At 45.5% G+C, this 13,855-nt stretch carries 14 protein-coding genes; 10 read left to right on the plus strand and 4 right to left on the minus strand.

The genetic code is table 11. The annotated features are described in order from the left end of the window. Positions 1 to 85: 85 nt before the first annotated feature. On the minus strand, positions 86 to 1,483 hold the full coding sequence (gene radA / locus JZ784_RS08315; RefSeq protein ID WP_130146612.1) for a DNA repair protein RadA: 1,398 nt from the start codon (positions 1,481 to 1,483) through the stop codon (positions 86 to 88). Between the two features lie 285 nt (positions 1,484 to 1,768). On the opposite strand from radA, the gene JZ784_RS08320 reads away from it, so the two are divergent. The 6 genes from JZ784_RS08320 (at position 1,769) to xerA (ending at position 7,311) form a co-directional block, all read left to right on the plus strand. Beyond that, positions 1,769 to 3,172, plus strand: coding sequence for an amino acid permease (locus JZ784_RS08320; RefSeq protein ID WP_130146610.1), 1,404 nt, complete (start codon positions 1,769 to 1,771; stop codon positions 3,170 to 3,172). Positions 3,173 to 3,304: 132 nt separating this feature from the next. After that, complete coding sequence (locus JZ784_RS08325; RefSeq protein WP_346314520.1) at positions 3,305 to 3,535, plus strand: lipoprotein; 231 nt, start codon at positions 3,305 to 3,307, stop codon at positions 3,533 to 3,535. Between the two features lie 23 nt (positions 3,536 to 3,558). Next, entirely contained in the window at positions 3,559 to 4,803 is a 1,245-nt protein-coding gene (gene lysA, locus JZ784_RS08330; protein WP_346314521.1) for a diaminopimelate decarboxylase, read from the plus strand. A gap of 13 nt (positions 4,804 to 4,816) precedes the next feature. Beyond that, positions 4,817 to 5,662, plus strand: a complete 846-nt coding sequence (dapF, locus tag JZ784_RS08335) for a diaminopimelate epimerase (RefSeq protein WP_346314522.1) — start codon at positions 4,817 to 4,819, stop codon at positions 5,660 to 5,662. Between the two features lie 101 nt (positions 5,663 to 5,763). Further along, complete coding sequence (locus JZ784_RS08340) at positions 5,764 to 6,378, plus strand: alpha/beta hydrolase (RefSeq protein WP_346314523.1); 615 nt, start codon at positions 5,764 to 5,766, stop codon at positions 6,376 to 6,378. A gap of 9 nt (positions 6,379 to 6,387) precedes the next feature. Next, positions 6,388 to 7,311, plus strand: coding sequence for a site-specific tyrosine recombinase/integron integrase (gene xerA, locus JZ784_RS08345; RefSeq protein ID WP_346314524.1), 924 nt, complete (start codon positions 6,388 to 6,390; stop codon positions 7,309 to 7,311). Between the two features lie 41 nt (positions 7,312 to 7,352). Here xerA and JZ784_RS08350 read toward each other — a convergent pair whose 3' ends face one another. Continuing rightward, positions 7,353 to 9,035: an amidase family protein gene (locus JZ784_RS08350; protein WP_346314525.1), complete on the minus strand. Its 1,683-nt coding sequence runs from the start codon at positions 9,033 to 9,035 to the stop codon at positions 7,353 to 7,355. Between the two features lie 423 nt (positions 9,036 to 9,458). Here JZ784_RS08350 and JZ784_RS08355 point away from each other — a divergent pair, with 423 nt between their 5' ends. Next, positions 9,459 to 9,830, plus strand: a complete 372-nt coding sequence (locus JZ784_RS08355; RefSeq protein ID WP_005008580.1) for a hypothetical protein — start codon at positions 9,459 to 9,461, stop codon at positions 9,828 to 9,830. Here JZ784_RS08355 and JZ784_RS08360 read toward each other — a convergent pair. Both JZ784_RS08360 and JZ784_RS08365 read right to left on the minus strand, forming a co-directional pair. Further along, positions 9,736 to 10,377 (minus strand): GNAT family N-acetyltransferase, encoded by a 642-nt coding sequence (locus JZ784_RS08360; protein WP_346314526.1) that lies wholly within the window; start codon positions 10,375 to 10,377, stop codon positions 9,736 to 9,738. The genes JZ784_RS08355 and JZ784_RS08360 overlap by 95 nt on opposite strands. Further along, positions 10,374 to 10,868: an Lrp/AsnC family transcriptional regulator gene (locus JZ784_RS08365; RefSeq protein ID WP_346314527.1), complete on the minus strand. Its 495-nt coding sequence runs from the start codon at positions 10,866 to 10,868 to the stop codon at positions 10,374 to 10,376. Before JZ784_RS08365 ends, JZ784_RS08360 begins: the two co-directional genes overlap by 4 nt. Positions 10,869 to 10,980: 112 nt before the next feature. On the opposite strand from JZ784_RS08365, the gene JZ784_RS08370 reads away from it, so the two are divergent. From JZ784_RS08370 to JZ784_RS08380, 3 genes are all read left to right on the plus strand, one after another. Next, the gene (locus JZ784_RS08370; RefSeq protein ID WP_346314528.1) at positions 10,981 to 11,586 is read left to right on the plus strand and encodes a LysE family translocator; all 606 of its coding nucleotides are present in this window, start codon (positions 10,981 to 10,983) and stop codon (positions 11,584 to 11,586) included. A gap of 559 nt (positions 11,587 to 12,145) precedes the next feature. Next, complete coding sequence (locus JZ784_RS08375; RefSeq protein WP_005008590.1) at positions 12,146 to 12,898, plus strand: electron transfer flavoprotein subunit beta/FixA family protein; 753 nt, start codon at positions 12,146 to 12,148, stop codon at positions 12,896 to 12,898. Between the two features lie 17 nt (positions 12,899 to 12,915). Beyond that, positions 12,916 to 13,848 carry an FAD-binding protein gene (locus JZ784_RS08380; RefSeq protein WP_346314529.1) on the plus strand — a complete coding sequence of 311 codons (933 nt, stop codon included), beginning with the start codon at positions 12,916 to 12,918 and terminating at the stop codon, positions 13,846 to 13,848. Positions 13,849 to 13,855: the final 7 nt, after the last annotated feature.

Raw genomic sequence — 13,855 nt, forward strand, 5'->3', positions numbered from 1 at the left:
TGTATTTATGCAGGCATTTTATTTGAATTTCAATAGGAAAATCGTTTTTTTTATTAAAAAAACGATTCAAGACATGAAATAGCGATTAAGTCAGTTCTTCACTCAGATTCATTGCTTCAGTCAGCGCTTCATGCAGGCGTGCGACTGAGATGATATTTACGCCAGGAATCGGGCTTTGCGGCGCATTGCCGCGCGGTAAAATAATATGCTTAAAGCCGTGCTTGATGGCTTCTTTTAGCCGCTCCTGACCATTCGGCACAGGGCGTATTTCACCTGAAAGGCCGACTTCGCCAAACACAGCCAGCTGCTGCGGCAGCGCCTTACCCCGAATACTCGACGCGCAGGCCAGCAGTACCGCCAAGTCTGAACCCGTCTCAGTGATTTTTAAGCCGCCGACAATGTTGACATAAACATCCTGTCCTGATGTTTGCACGCCGCCGTGGCGGTGCATGACGGCCAGCAGCATGTTCAGGCGGTTTTGGTCTAGGCCTAAAGCGACACGCCTAGGCTGGCCCTGAGAATCATCCACCAGCGCTTGCACTTCAACCAGCAGCGGGCGGGTGCCTTCACGGCTGATCACTACAATTGAGCCGGGAATGGCTTCATCATAACGGCTGAGAAAAATCGCTGAAGGATTGGAGACTTCGCGCAGGCCTTTATCCGTCATGCCGAACACGCCCAATTCATTGACAGCGCCAAAGCGGTTTTTCACTGCGCGGATCATGCGGAAACGCGAATCGGACTGGCCTTCAAAATACAGCACGCAGTCCACCATATGTTCTAAAACACGCGGTCCGGCAAGCGAACCTTCTTTGGTGACATGGCCGACAATAAATAAAGATGTGCCGCTGTTCTTGGCAAAACGGGTCAGCAAGGCTGCTGATTCACGGATTTGCGATACGCCGCCCGGCGCAGACTGCAAGGTTTCGGTATACAGGGTCTGAATAGAGTCCAAAATGGCCACGGCTGGGCGTTCGTGCGCCAAAATATCGCATATGCGCTCTACACAAGTTTCCGCCATGACTTTGAGCTGATCGGTCGGCAAGTCTAAACGCTGTGCGCGCAGGGCGACCTGAGATAGGGATTCTTCGCCGGTTACATATAAGGCCGAACTGTTGGCTGCCGCCATATGTGTGGCAGTCTGCAATAAAATGGTGGATTTGCCGATGCCGGGGTCGCCGCCAATCAGAACCACGGAGCCTGTGACCAAGCCGCCGCCGAGGACACGGTCAAACTCTCCAATGCCTGTAGCTAAGCGTGATTCACGTGAAACGGTCACTTTATTTAAGGTGGTGATAGAGGCTGCTTGGCCTGCATAGCCGCCGCTGCTGCCCATTTTGGGCTGCGCGCGGTGGCTAATGGCCGGGGCAATGCTGACTTCTGTGAGGCAATTCCATTCACCGCAGTCTGTGCATTGGCCTGCCCATTTAGGATGATCAGTCCCGCATTGTTCGCAGCGGTAAACAGTTTTGACTTTACTCATGTAGCTTGTTATCTGTATAAGAAATTAGAGATGCTGAGAATGTAGCAATAGCGGCTTATAAAAACAATTTTTTGAGCAGATTCTCCGCATAATTTAAATTGGCACGCAAACTGCTAATTTATCAAGGACAGAGCCAAATAGAAAAGGATACAGGTGACATTGTTTAAAAAAACATCTAAAACGTAATTGGACGTTAAAAATATCAGCTAATCGCTCAAAAACCTTTTTTTATTTTTATTTTTTTGGGCTACTTTTACACACTGAATTCTGAGAGACAAAATAACAATGTCAAATGAAAACCTCAGTTCGACTACCGAAGATAGTGAACTAAAGCGAAGTTTATCTAACCGCCATCTGCAATTGATTGCTATTGGCGGCGCAATTGGTACTGGTTTATTCATGGGGTCAGGTAAAACGATCAGCTTGGCTGGTCCATCCATTTTACTGATTTACATGATTATTGGTTTTATGGTGTTTTTCGTCATGCGTGCGCTGGGCGAATTGTTATTGTCTAACCTTCATTACAAATCATTCATCGATTTTTCGACTGATTTGATTGGCCCTTGGGCAGGATATTTTGTCGGCTGGACCTATTGGCTGTGCTGGATCACCATCGGCATTGCAGATTTGTCCGCAATTATTTATTACCTGCAGTTCTTTAATGGAGGCATACCTTTCACGCCTGGGGAAGGGGTGATGATCAGTATCGCCGCCATTGTGTTTATTATGGGGCTGAACCTTGTTACCGTAAAACTGTTTGGTGAGTTGGAATTTTGGTTTGCGCTGATTAAAATTATTGCCATTGTGGTCTTAATTGGTGTCGGTCTGTGGATGATCTTTACCGGCTTTACGTCAACGACAGGTGAAGTTGCTGCGTTTTCTCATCTTTGGTCGCATGGCGGTTTATTCCCTACAGGCGTCACGGGCTTCCTGGCGGGCTTTCAGATTGCCATCTTTGCCTTTGTGGGTGTGGAACTGGTAGGTACTACCGCTGCCGAAACCAAAGATCCTGAGAAAAACTTGCCGAAAGCAGTGAATTCAATTCCAGTCCGCATCATTATTTTCTATGTGCTGGCTTTGGTGATTGTCATGTCAGTCACGCCTTGGAATCGAATTGACCCGACGGTTTCCCCGTTCGTGAATTTATTCAGCCAGGCGGGCATTGCGGCGGCGGCCATTATTATGAACTTGGTGGTGCTGTCATCAGTCATGTCTTCTATGAACAGCGGCGTGTTCTCAACATCCCGCATGCTGTTTGGCTTGTCGCGTGAAGAGCAAGGCCCGAAAGCCTTTGGCCATTTGAATAGCCGCGCTGTTCCAGCCAATGCATTGTACTTCTCTGCAGTATGTTTGCTGTTGGGTGCAGCGCTGCAGTATTTTGTGCCCAATACAGTTGAAGCATTTACCTTAGCAACGACATTATCAACGATTTTGTTTATCTGCGTATGGCTGATGATTATCTGGAGCTACATTGTTTATTACAAAACACGCCCAGAGCTGCATGCGAAATCAACCTTTAAGCTTCCTGGCGGCTTGTTTACCTGCTGGGTGGTCATCATCTTCTTTATCGGCATGATTTACGTGCTGTCTTTAGAAGCAGATACGATGAAAGCGCTGATGGTCAGCCCAATCTGGTTTATTCTTTTGATTATCGGTTACTTTGGTTTCTATAAACCGAAACACAAATAATTCAAGTAAAATAAAAAAACGCCAGCCTTAGACTGGCGTTTTTTTATGAGTGACGATAATCTCTAGCGTTTAGCGCTTCGGTCAGCCAAGCGATTGCGCTATACTTCTTTGAAAATATGGATAGGTGAACAGATGCGCCAAGTCATTTGCTGCATGAGTTTATGCGCCGTGGGTTTTGCTTTCACGGGCTGCGGTCAGTCGGGCGCTTTGCAGCTGCCGAACGATCAGAACCACGATAAACGTGCAAAATATTTGCTTTATTCAGATGCAGAAGCGTCACAAAAATCTGCGGAGCAGCCTGAACAGGCTCCAGTTCAGCCGCCAGCTGCGCCTGAAGATTCGAATTCCACCACTACACCTTAACTCTTAAAAGCAAGGATACATTCATGAGTTTTACCCGCATTAATGGGGTTTTGCACGCAGAGCAATGTTCTCTACAGCAGCTCGCAGAGCAATTTGGTACGCCGCTTTATGTTTATTCAAAAGCAACTTTTGAAAAGCATTATTTAGATATGGACCGTGCATTCAGCTTTATCGATCATCAAATTTGCTTTGCGGTCAAGTCAAACTCTAATCTTGCGGTATTGAATGTATTGGCCAAGCTGGGCGCCGGCTTTGATATTGTGACGGGCGGCGAGCTGGCGCGGGTTTTAAAAGCGGGCGGCGATGCATCGAAAATTGTATTTTCGGGCCTAGGCAAAACAGAAGCTGATATTCAAAAAGCGCTGGAAGTGGGGATTGCCTGCTTTAATGTCGAATCTTCTGCAGAGCTGGACCGCATTCAGAAAGTAGCGGCGAAACTAGGCAAAAAAGCGCCCATTTCGCTGCGCGTCAATCCAGATGTGGATGCCAAAACCCATCCGTATATTTCGACGGGCTTAAAAGAAAATAAATTCGGCATTCCATCTGACAGCGTGTATGAAACATATCAATATGCAGCGTCATTGCCCAATTTAGATGTCGTCGGCATTGACTGCCACATCGGTTCACAGCTGACAGAAACCCAGCCTTTTGTGGATGCTTTAGACCGCGTGATGGTGATGATTGAGAAACTCAAAGAATTGGGCATCAATCTTAAGCATATCGATATTGGCGGCGGCTTAGGTGTCACCTATAAGGATGAGACTCCTCCGTCCGTCGAAGAATATGCCAATGCCATGAAGCCGGCGTTAGAAAAATTAGGCATGAAGGTCTATATGGAGCCGGGCCGCAGCATCTCGGCCAATGCAGGCGTGCTGCTGACCAAAGTCGATTTGCTGAAACCGACCAATCACCGCAACTTTGCCATTATTGATGCCGCCATGAATGACTTGATCCGTCCAGCTTTATACGAAGCATGGATGGATATTCAGGAAGTGACGCCGCGTAGCGATACTGAAGCGAAAGAGTGGGATGTGGTTGGCGCAATCTGTGAAACGGGCGATTTCTTAGGGAAAGAGCGTGAGCTTGCAATTCAGGAAAATGACATTCTTGCAGTGCTGGGCGCCGGTGCATACGGCTTTGTGATGAGTTCTAATTACAACAGCCGCGGCCGCGCTGCTGAAGTGATGGTCGATGCTGATCAGCCGCATTTGATTCGTGAGCGCGAAAGCATCGAATCATTGTGGGAACGCGAACGCCTGTTGCCTTAAGGAGTAATTCGAGATGCTATTAGAATTTACTAAAATGCATGGCCTAGGCAATGACTTTTTGGTGCTGGACTTAATCAGTCAGCGTGCATTTTTAGACACGATGACTATTCAGCGTTTGGCAGACCGCCATTTTGGCATTGGTTTTGATCAGCTTTTGATTGTTGAGCCGCCCGATATGCCGAATGTCGATTTTAAATACCGTATTTTCAATGCAGACGGTTCTGAAGTTGAACAATGCGGCAATGGCGTGCGCTGCTTTGCGCGCTTTGTGCATGAGCGTAAGCTGACCAGTAAAACCAAAATGAAAGTGCAGACCAAGGCCGGCATTGTAGAGCCGGAACTGGGGCAGAATGGCTGGGTCCGCGTGAATATGGGATATCCTAAATTCCTGCCGCATGATATTCCATTTCTTGCGGAAGAGCCTGAAAATTTATATGACATTCGCTTGCCTGATGGTGAACAGCTCACGATTGATGTTGTGAATATGGGCAATCCGCATGCCGTGACGATTGTCCCTGATGTGATTCAGGCAGATGTTGCGCGTTTAGGCCCGCAGCTGGAGTCGCATGAGCGGTTTCCAGCGCGGGTGAATGCGGGCTTTATGCAGATCATTGATGAAAAGCATGCGCGTCTGCGTGTTTTTGAGCGCGGTGTCGGCGAGACTTTGGCTTGCGGTACAGGCGCTTGCGCGGCAGCTGTTTCAGGCATGCGCCGTGGATTATTGGCAAATTCAGTGGAAATTGAATTGGCTGGCGGCAAACTGCAAATTGAATGGCGCGAAGGCGATGTGGTTTGGATGACCGGTCCGACTGCAAATGTCTACGAAGGCCGTTTGGATTTGAGCTATTTCCAAGGTTAAAGCCAAATTAAGCAATAAAAAAGCACGGTCGTAAGATGGTGCTTTTTTATGCCTGTAAACCAGTTATGCTGTATAAAAGAATGCATTTGCCTTGAACTTGAATGACACCATTGATATTTCTTCCTGGCGCATCCGGCAGCCTTGAATTTTGGCAGCCATTAATGGCCTTATTGCCAGAGCGCTATTCCAAGCACGTTATTGGCTATCCCGGCTTTGGTTCAGTGCCCATGCAGGAAAGTGTCTATGATTTTGATAGCCTGAGCCGTCATGTGCTGGCACAGGTGGGTCAGCCGTGCGTAATTATCGCGCAATCAATGGGAGGCATATTGGCGCTGCAGGCTGCACTGCAGAAGCCTGAGCTGGTGAAAGGGCTGGTGCTCATTGCGACTTCAGGCGGTATTGATTTAAGTCCTTTCCAGGTTGAAGATTGGCGGAGCGCATACAATAATCAATTTTTAAATTATCCCGACTGGTTTGCTGCTGTTCATTTGGATTACGCCAGCCAATTATCTAAGATTAAGCAAGAAGTGCTGCTGTTGTGGGGCGATGCAGATTTGATCAGTCCAGTTGCAGTCGGACGGTACTTAAATCAGAAATTTCAACATTCAACACTGTATATTATTCAACATGGCGATCATTTATTTGCAGCGCAGCATGCATCGGAAGTTGCTGAATTCGTCACCGAATATTTGCATGCGTTAGAAAGCAGCGTATGAGGCGGGAGTATGTCCTCTAAAATAGATGCATTTGCATTGCTGGCCATGTGGCTCAAAGAACGGGAAATTCAAAATCAGTCTGCGCATACCCTGCAGGCTTATGAGCGCGATGTTTCGGACTTTATTCTATTTTGCGGCAAACGGAATCTTCCGTTATCAGATCTAGAAACCTCGGATCTGCGTGAATATTTGGCATACAAGGTCGAGCGCCATCAACTCAGTTCCAGCAGTTTGCAGCGCATGCTGTCCGCGATCCGTCAATTTATGAAATGGGCAGAGCACAGTGAATATATGCGCTTCAACCCTGCCGATAATTTTCAGCTAAAGCGTCAGTCCCGCCCTTTGCCGGGTTTAGTGGATATCGAAACGGTCAATCAAATTTTGGATCAGCCAGCGCCAGAAACAGAGGTGCAGCAGCAAATGTGGCTGCGGGATAAAGCGATTTTGGAACTGCTGTATTCCAGCGGGCTGCGCTTGGCGGAAGTGCAGTCGCTGCGGATCAAAGATGTTGATTTTAACCGGCAGCTGCTGCGCATTACCGGTAAGGGGAATAAAACCCGTATTGTGCCGTTTGGCGCAAAAGCCAAAGAAGCTGTCATGAATTGGCTGCAGGTGTATCCATTATGGCACGGTGATTTTGTACCCGAGGCTAATGTGTTTATTACCCAAAAAGGCAATCCTTTAGGCGCGAGGCAAATTGAAAACCGGGTGAAATTTCAAGCGCAGCGGGCAGGTGTAAATGTGGATTTGCATCCGCATTTGCTGCGTCATTGCTTTGCCAGCCATATGCTGTCCAATAGCGGGGACTTACGCGCGGTACAGGAAATGCTGGGACACAGCAATTTAACCACGACTCAAATTTATACCCATGTAGATTTTGATCATTTGGCGAAAGTTTATGATCAGGCGCACCCGCGGGCAGCTAAAAAATAAACGAGGAGCATGAAACTCCTCATTTATTTTTTAGCAAAGCATTATAGCGCCGGGGTATGAACAGGGACTTGGCGTGCAGGATTTACTTTCTCAAAAGCTGCCGCAATATTCAACAATGTTGGTTCATCAAATTCACGTGCGATGAATTCAATATTGACGTTCATTGGATAGCTGCTGCGTGATGATGTCACTGTTTTAGCCGGCATCGAAAGCGACGGGAAGCCGCTAAATGGACTGAGGCGGTTATTCGTTCCAGCAGATGGGCTGTTGCCTAGATCGGCAGCTAAAGCAGTCATGGTTGGATAGGCCAAGGCATCGTAGCTTGTTCCCTTAAATACACCGTTTAAGTCTGTATGATCTAGGGCTGCATTGAGATTTCCGCGAACATGCGGCGCGCGTATCACAGTATTGAGATGATAGCCTTCAATAAAGGATGCTGCAGTTGGGTCACGGTCATAATTATTGAAAGTTGCAATCATCAGGCCGCTTTTTTGCAGGTCTGCATAAGATTGAAAAATGCTTTGCGTGGTTTTTAAATAAGCACTCAGTGATGTCTTAAACTCATAGGCAGAAAGGCTGGAGTATTTGGTTAAAATATTGGCTAAATCTTCAATGTCTACTTCTTCGACAATCGCGCCGGCAGTTTTCATTTTTTCTACTGCCTGATCCATGGCTTCATTAACCAGCTGGCCATCTTCACTCATCACGCCGCGGGTGTTGGGCTGTGCATAGAGTGCCCGAACTAGGCCAATGCGTTTGCCTTGTAATGATGCAGTTTCTGCTGGAACATAAGTACTTGGTACAGAAAACAAAGTACGGTATTCCTTTTCGGAAGCGACTAAAGGGGCAAGACGGTCAAAATCATTGCGCTGATTAGACGATGGGGATGGATCGTACCCAGTTAAGCTATCCATTAGAATAGCGCAGTCGATTGCTTTGCGGCACATTGGGCCTGCAGTATCTTGAGTAGGCGCCAAAGGAATAATACCGTCTTGACTGACTAGGCGAAGTGAAGGGCGTAGGCCAACCAAGCCTTGCACGGCGGAAGGAATACGAATAGAACCGCCAGTATCTGTGCCAATGCCAATTAAGGCTAAACTGGCATTAATCGCGGCGCCAGTACCTGCAGATGAACCGCCAGGCCCTTTCGTCAGGTCATAAGCATTTTTAGCTTGGCCGCCATTTTCATGGCTGGATTTACCGCCAAAACCAAAAGCAAATTCATCTAAATTGGCTTTACCTAAAATAATGCCGCCATTTTCTTTAATTTTATGAATGATATAGGCATCATCTTTTGGGAAATTGTCTTTCAGGGCGGGTGATCCAGCGGTATTTGCCATGTTCATGGCATCAATATTATCTTTGGGCAGCACCGTTACACAATGAAGCGGGCCTTTGAGTTGGCCTGTCCGTGCATAATAATCGTCAAGGGCTTGAGCATCTGTGAGCGCGGACGGATTAACAGAAATAATGCTGTTTAATGCGGGGCCTTTTTTATCATAAGCTGCAATTCGGTCTAAATAGCTTTGCACAATTTGAACACAGCTGGCGCCTTTGCTTTGAATCGATTGATGCACACTGGCAATACTGGCTTCAACCGGGGTAAATGCAATTGGTTTTAGAGTTTCATGATCTGCATTGGATGCTGATTCATCTGAATCGTTACAGGCGCTTAAAAATACAGAAAGCGATATAAGTAGAATAATTTTTTTAAAGTTCAGCACAGCTGTTTTCCTTGGTGATCGTATTTGATCAGAGAAGCAATGCAAGTGTTGTGCCATCGAAGATGTTGATGTTATGAGCTATTTTTTGAATGAAAAAATGATTGCTGCAGGGTTTTGTGCATATTTGAATAGGTTATTGCACAGTAAACATGCATTAAATTTCAATTAATTTTGAAATGATTAAAAAGCGGTAACAATATCTAAGAAATCTAGACAAAAGCGCGCAAAGAACATAAATTATTCGAAAGTAAATATTTAGATGCGATTAATAGTGATGCTTGCACTAATGTAGAATAAAAAAAAGGCAATTTTTCACGTATAAAAGAATCCATCAATGCGTAGGATCCGCTTAAGCGAACAGAGGAATCGTTGCTGTTCCAAAAAATGCGCATCAAGAATTTAATTGAAAACTAGGCAAAAGAAATGATTTTGGATATTCAAGAAAAGTATGATCAGCTCAGCTCTAAACAAAAAGAGATTTTTGCTGGTTATGGCCTTCGGCAAGTGAAGCATTTTGTGGAAATCAGTTTGCCCAATATTGAGCCGTCCCTTCCTGTAAATGCAGTTGTGCAGGGGGTGAATGCCAATGGTAAAGTGCAAGCCATTCATGCAGATACACAAAAGGCTTATCTTTGGATTTCTGACTTGCAATGGCAAGAAACGCAATCTCCGACGGCTTCTTTTGACTCTAAGCAGGACTTTATTGAGGTTTGGCAAATCTTTGAGCTGGCTCAATATGAATTGATTGATTTAAGCCATATTCACCGTGATTTTTTAGAAAATCAGCCTGTTTAATGCAATACAGCGTGTGACGCAGTAAGGGGCTATTTGAATTCAGTTTCGGGTGATTGAAATAGCCCTGATGCTGCATGCCTAAACGCAGCATCACATTTTCAGACGCTTTATTTTGAACGGCCGTGAATGCTTTCACTGTTTTTAGCTGCAAAACCTCAAAGGCGAATCTTAGGCATTCGTCCGCTGCTTCAGTGGCGTAGCCTTGATGCCAAAATTCGGCAGCTAAGCGCCAGCCAATTTCAGTACATGGAGAAAATTCAAATAAGTCCGGCTGAAAATGCAGCCCAGTAAATCCAATAAACTGTCCCGTTTGCTTTAATTCCAGCGCCCAGAATCCCCAGCCGTTTAAATTTATCTGCTGCTGAAATTTTTTTGCCAGCGCATCGCTTTTTTGTGTGTTCAGCATCTGTGGAAAATGCTGCATGACTTGAGCATTGGCATTCATGTGCGCAAATGGCGCCAAATCTTCAGTTTTCCACGGTCTGAGAATCAGCCGTGCAGTTTCTAAAATGACTGGCGGTTTAGTGTTTGGGCAGTTTTGCATCATAAATCTTCCAAAGGCAGCTGATAGCTTTGCTTAACGATCTGGCTCGGAACATCTGTTTTTACACTGGTAATGCCGTTGCGTTTGGTTAAATGCGTGGATTGAAATTTACGGTAGCTTTCTAAATCCGGCACAACCACTTTCAGCATGGCATCGCATTCCCCTAAAATAATGTAGCATTCCATCACTTGCGGCAGTTCTTTCATCGCTTCAATGAAGGTATCAATCGTTTCGGCATCTTGGCCGACCAGCCAAATGCGGGAAAACAGCAGCAGCTGAAAGCCGATTTTTTGCGGATCGACCACTGTGGTGTAGCTTTGAATGACGCCGGCCTCTTCCAGCAATTTCACGCGCCGCAAGCAGGACGAAGGCGATAGGCCAACTTCGCGCGCAAGATCGTTGTTTTGCATCCGGCCATTGTTCTGCAGGCCATGAATGATATTTTTATCGATTCGATCTAGTTTGACTAGAACAGATTTAGAAGAAATCTTCATAAATTAGAATATAATTCTAAAATTAATAATAAAATTAGAATAAATGAAATCCTATTTTAGATCAATTCGCAGATACTATTTTTCTCCATCAATACAGTGATAGGAAAAGGAAATGTCTGTATTAGTACTCTTTGCACTAACGGTTACACCGCTAATTTTTACCCCAGGGCCAGATATGCTGTTCATTCTGTCTCAAGTCATGGGCAAAGATGCAAAAGCAGGCATAATGGCGACTGTAGGTATTTGTTTTGGCTATTTGGTGCATTCTGTTTTAGTGGCGCTGGGTATCGCGGCGATTATTGTGTCTTTTCCAGTTTTGTTTGAAGCCATCCGCTGGCTTGGCATTGCCTATTTGCTTTATTTAGCAACGCATTTGATCAAATCGGTGTTCAGCAATAAAAAATTGTCTGTTGAAAATCACAGCAGTTCAAACCCCATCAAAAAAGGGTTCTTTACTGCGCTGCTCAATCCGAAAGGCATGCTCATCTATTTTGCGATCTTGCCGCAATTTATCGATCAGTCAGGCAATACGGTCACGCAAGGTCTTATCCTGTCTTTCGTGTTTATTGGCCTGATTTTTGTGGTGTACTGCGCTTTGAGCCTGATTTTCAGCAAAATCAGCCAGAAAACCCATATTGATGAACGTAAGCAGAAGTGGATAGATGGCGCATCGGGCGGCTTATTGGGACTGGCCGCAGCGTGGCTGATGGCGAATTAATATGCCTGTCCGAGTGCTGAACTTTCTGTTTGAGCGGCTAAAAAGCCTGCTGAATTCAGCAGGCTTTTGGGTTGTTCAATTCTGCAATGCACTAAGCTTGAACCAGTAAAGCTTCAATGCACATAAATGCTGCTGTAATTTTGTATTTTACAGAAAGATGAATGTTTGAAGAAAATGCTGCAAATATAGAGCATCTATCCTAAATGACATAAAGGCAGATGATATGCCGGCAGGACATTTCTGCATAAACAAGATGAATGGCTGATTTGAAAGAACGATTAAATCAAAACTTTTGATGAAGCTCATCAAGTAAAAAGATAATAAAAATCAATGGTTAAAAATTGACTGAATCTTTTGCTAAAACAATGAAATAAAATAGTCCGGAAAAAGTGTGAACGTTAAGTTCAAGGAAAATTACGCATTTTTACAGGTCTTTCGATAATTGTGACTTGACCCAAATGCCATGTGCATTGCAAGATAGGGCACCTAAAAAATTTAAAGTGAAGAGTTAATATAACTTTTCTCAATATTTACATTTGCTAAAACAGCCGAGGATTACATGAAGGCTCTTGTTGCTGTAAAACGTGTGGTTGATGCCAACGTTAAAGTCCGTGTTAAACCGGACAACAGTGGTGTTGACTTAACGAACGTTAAAATGTCAATCAACCCATTCTGTGAAATCGCAGTGGAAGAAGCGGTTCGCTTAAAAGAAAAAGGGACTGTTTCAGAAATCGTTGTTGTTTCTATTGGTCCTAAAGAAGCGCAAGAACAAATCCGTTCTTCTATGGCGCTTGGCGCTGACCGCGGCATCCTGGTTGAAGCGGATGACAGCCAGCTGGGCGCGCTTGAAGTTGCTAAAATTCTTAAAGGCGTAGTTGATGCTGAACAGCCTCAATTGATTCTTCTTGGCAAGCAAGCGATTGATGACGACTCTAACCAAGTTGGCCAAATGCTTGGCGCTCTTCTTGGTGCAGGCCAAGGTACTTTCGCTTCAGAAGTTAAAGTTGACGGCGACAAAGTGCAAGTGACTCGTGAAATTGACGGCGGTTTGCAAACTGTAGAGCTTGCGCTTCCTGCAATCATCACTACTGACTTACGTTTGAATGAGCCTCGCTATGCAGCGCTTCCAAACATCATGAAAGCGCGTAAAAAACCGCTGGATACCAAGTCACCGGCTGATTTTGGCGTTACACCTGCAACGAAGCTTAAAACTGTTAAAGTTGAAGCGCCTGCAGAACGCAAAGCTGGCGTACAAGTGAAGTCTGTGGACGAGCTTGTAGAAAAATTGAAAAATGAAGCGAAAGTGATCTAATACAGAAGGATAAAATCATGAGTATTTTAGTTATCGCTGAGCACGACAACAAAGCACTGAACGGTGCAACTCTTAACGTTGTTGCTGCAGCGCAAAAAATCGGTGGTGATATCACTGTATTGGTTGCTGGTTCAGGCGCGCAAGCGGTTGCAGACCAAGCGGCTAAAGTTGCGGGCGTAAGCAAAGTATTGCTTGCTGACGACGCGGCTTATGCAAACCAATTGGCTGAAAACGTAGCTAAATTAGTTGCTTCTATCGGTTCCGGCTATTCGCACATTCTTGCTGCGTCTACAACAACTGGTAAAAACATTCTGCCTCGCGCAGCTGCGCTTCTTGATGTCAGCATGATCACTGACATTATTGCAGTCGATTCAGCAAATACATTCAAGCGTCCTATCTATGCTGGCAACGCGATTGCTACAGTTCAATCTGACGAATCAATCGTTGTTGCAACTGTACGTGGTACTGCATTTGATCCAGTTGCTGCTGAAGGCGGTTCTGCTGCCGTTGAAGCTGTTGCATCAACTGGCGATGCTGGCATTTCTAAGTTCGTTTCAGAAGAAATCGTGAAATCTGAACGTCCAGAATTAACAGCTGCTCGCATTGTTGTATCTGGCGGCCGTGGTGTTGGTTCAGGTGAAAACTATCACACTGTGCTTGACCCATTGGCTGACAAGCTAGGTGCTGCTCAAGGTGCGTCACGTGCTGCAGTAGATGCTGGCTTCGTACCAAACGACATGCAAGTTGGTCAAACGGGTAAAATCGTTGCGCCAGAACTGTATATTGCTGTAGGTATCTCAGGTGCGATTCAGCACTTGGCAGGCATGAAAGAGTCTAAAGTGATCGTAGCGATCAACAAAGACGAAGAAGCGCCTATCAATGCAGTAGCTGACTACTGGTTAGTCGGTGACTTGAACACTGTAGTTCCGGAATTGGTTTCTAAAATCTAATTCTTGG

It is taken from the genome of Acinetobacter sp. CWB-B33 (assembly GCF_039655955.1).
GTDB lineage: Bacteria > Pseudomonadota > Gammaproteobacteria > Pseudomonadales > Moraxellaceae > Acinetobacter > Acinetobacter bouvetii.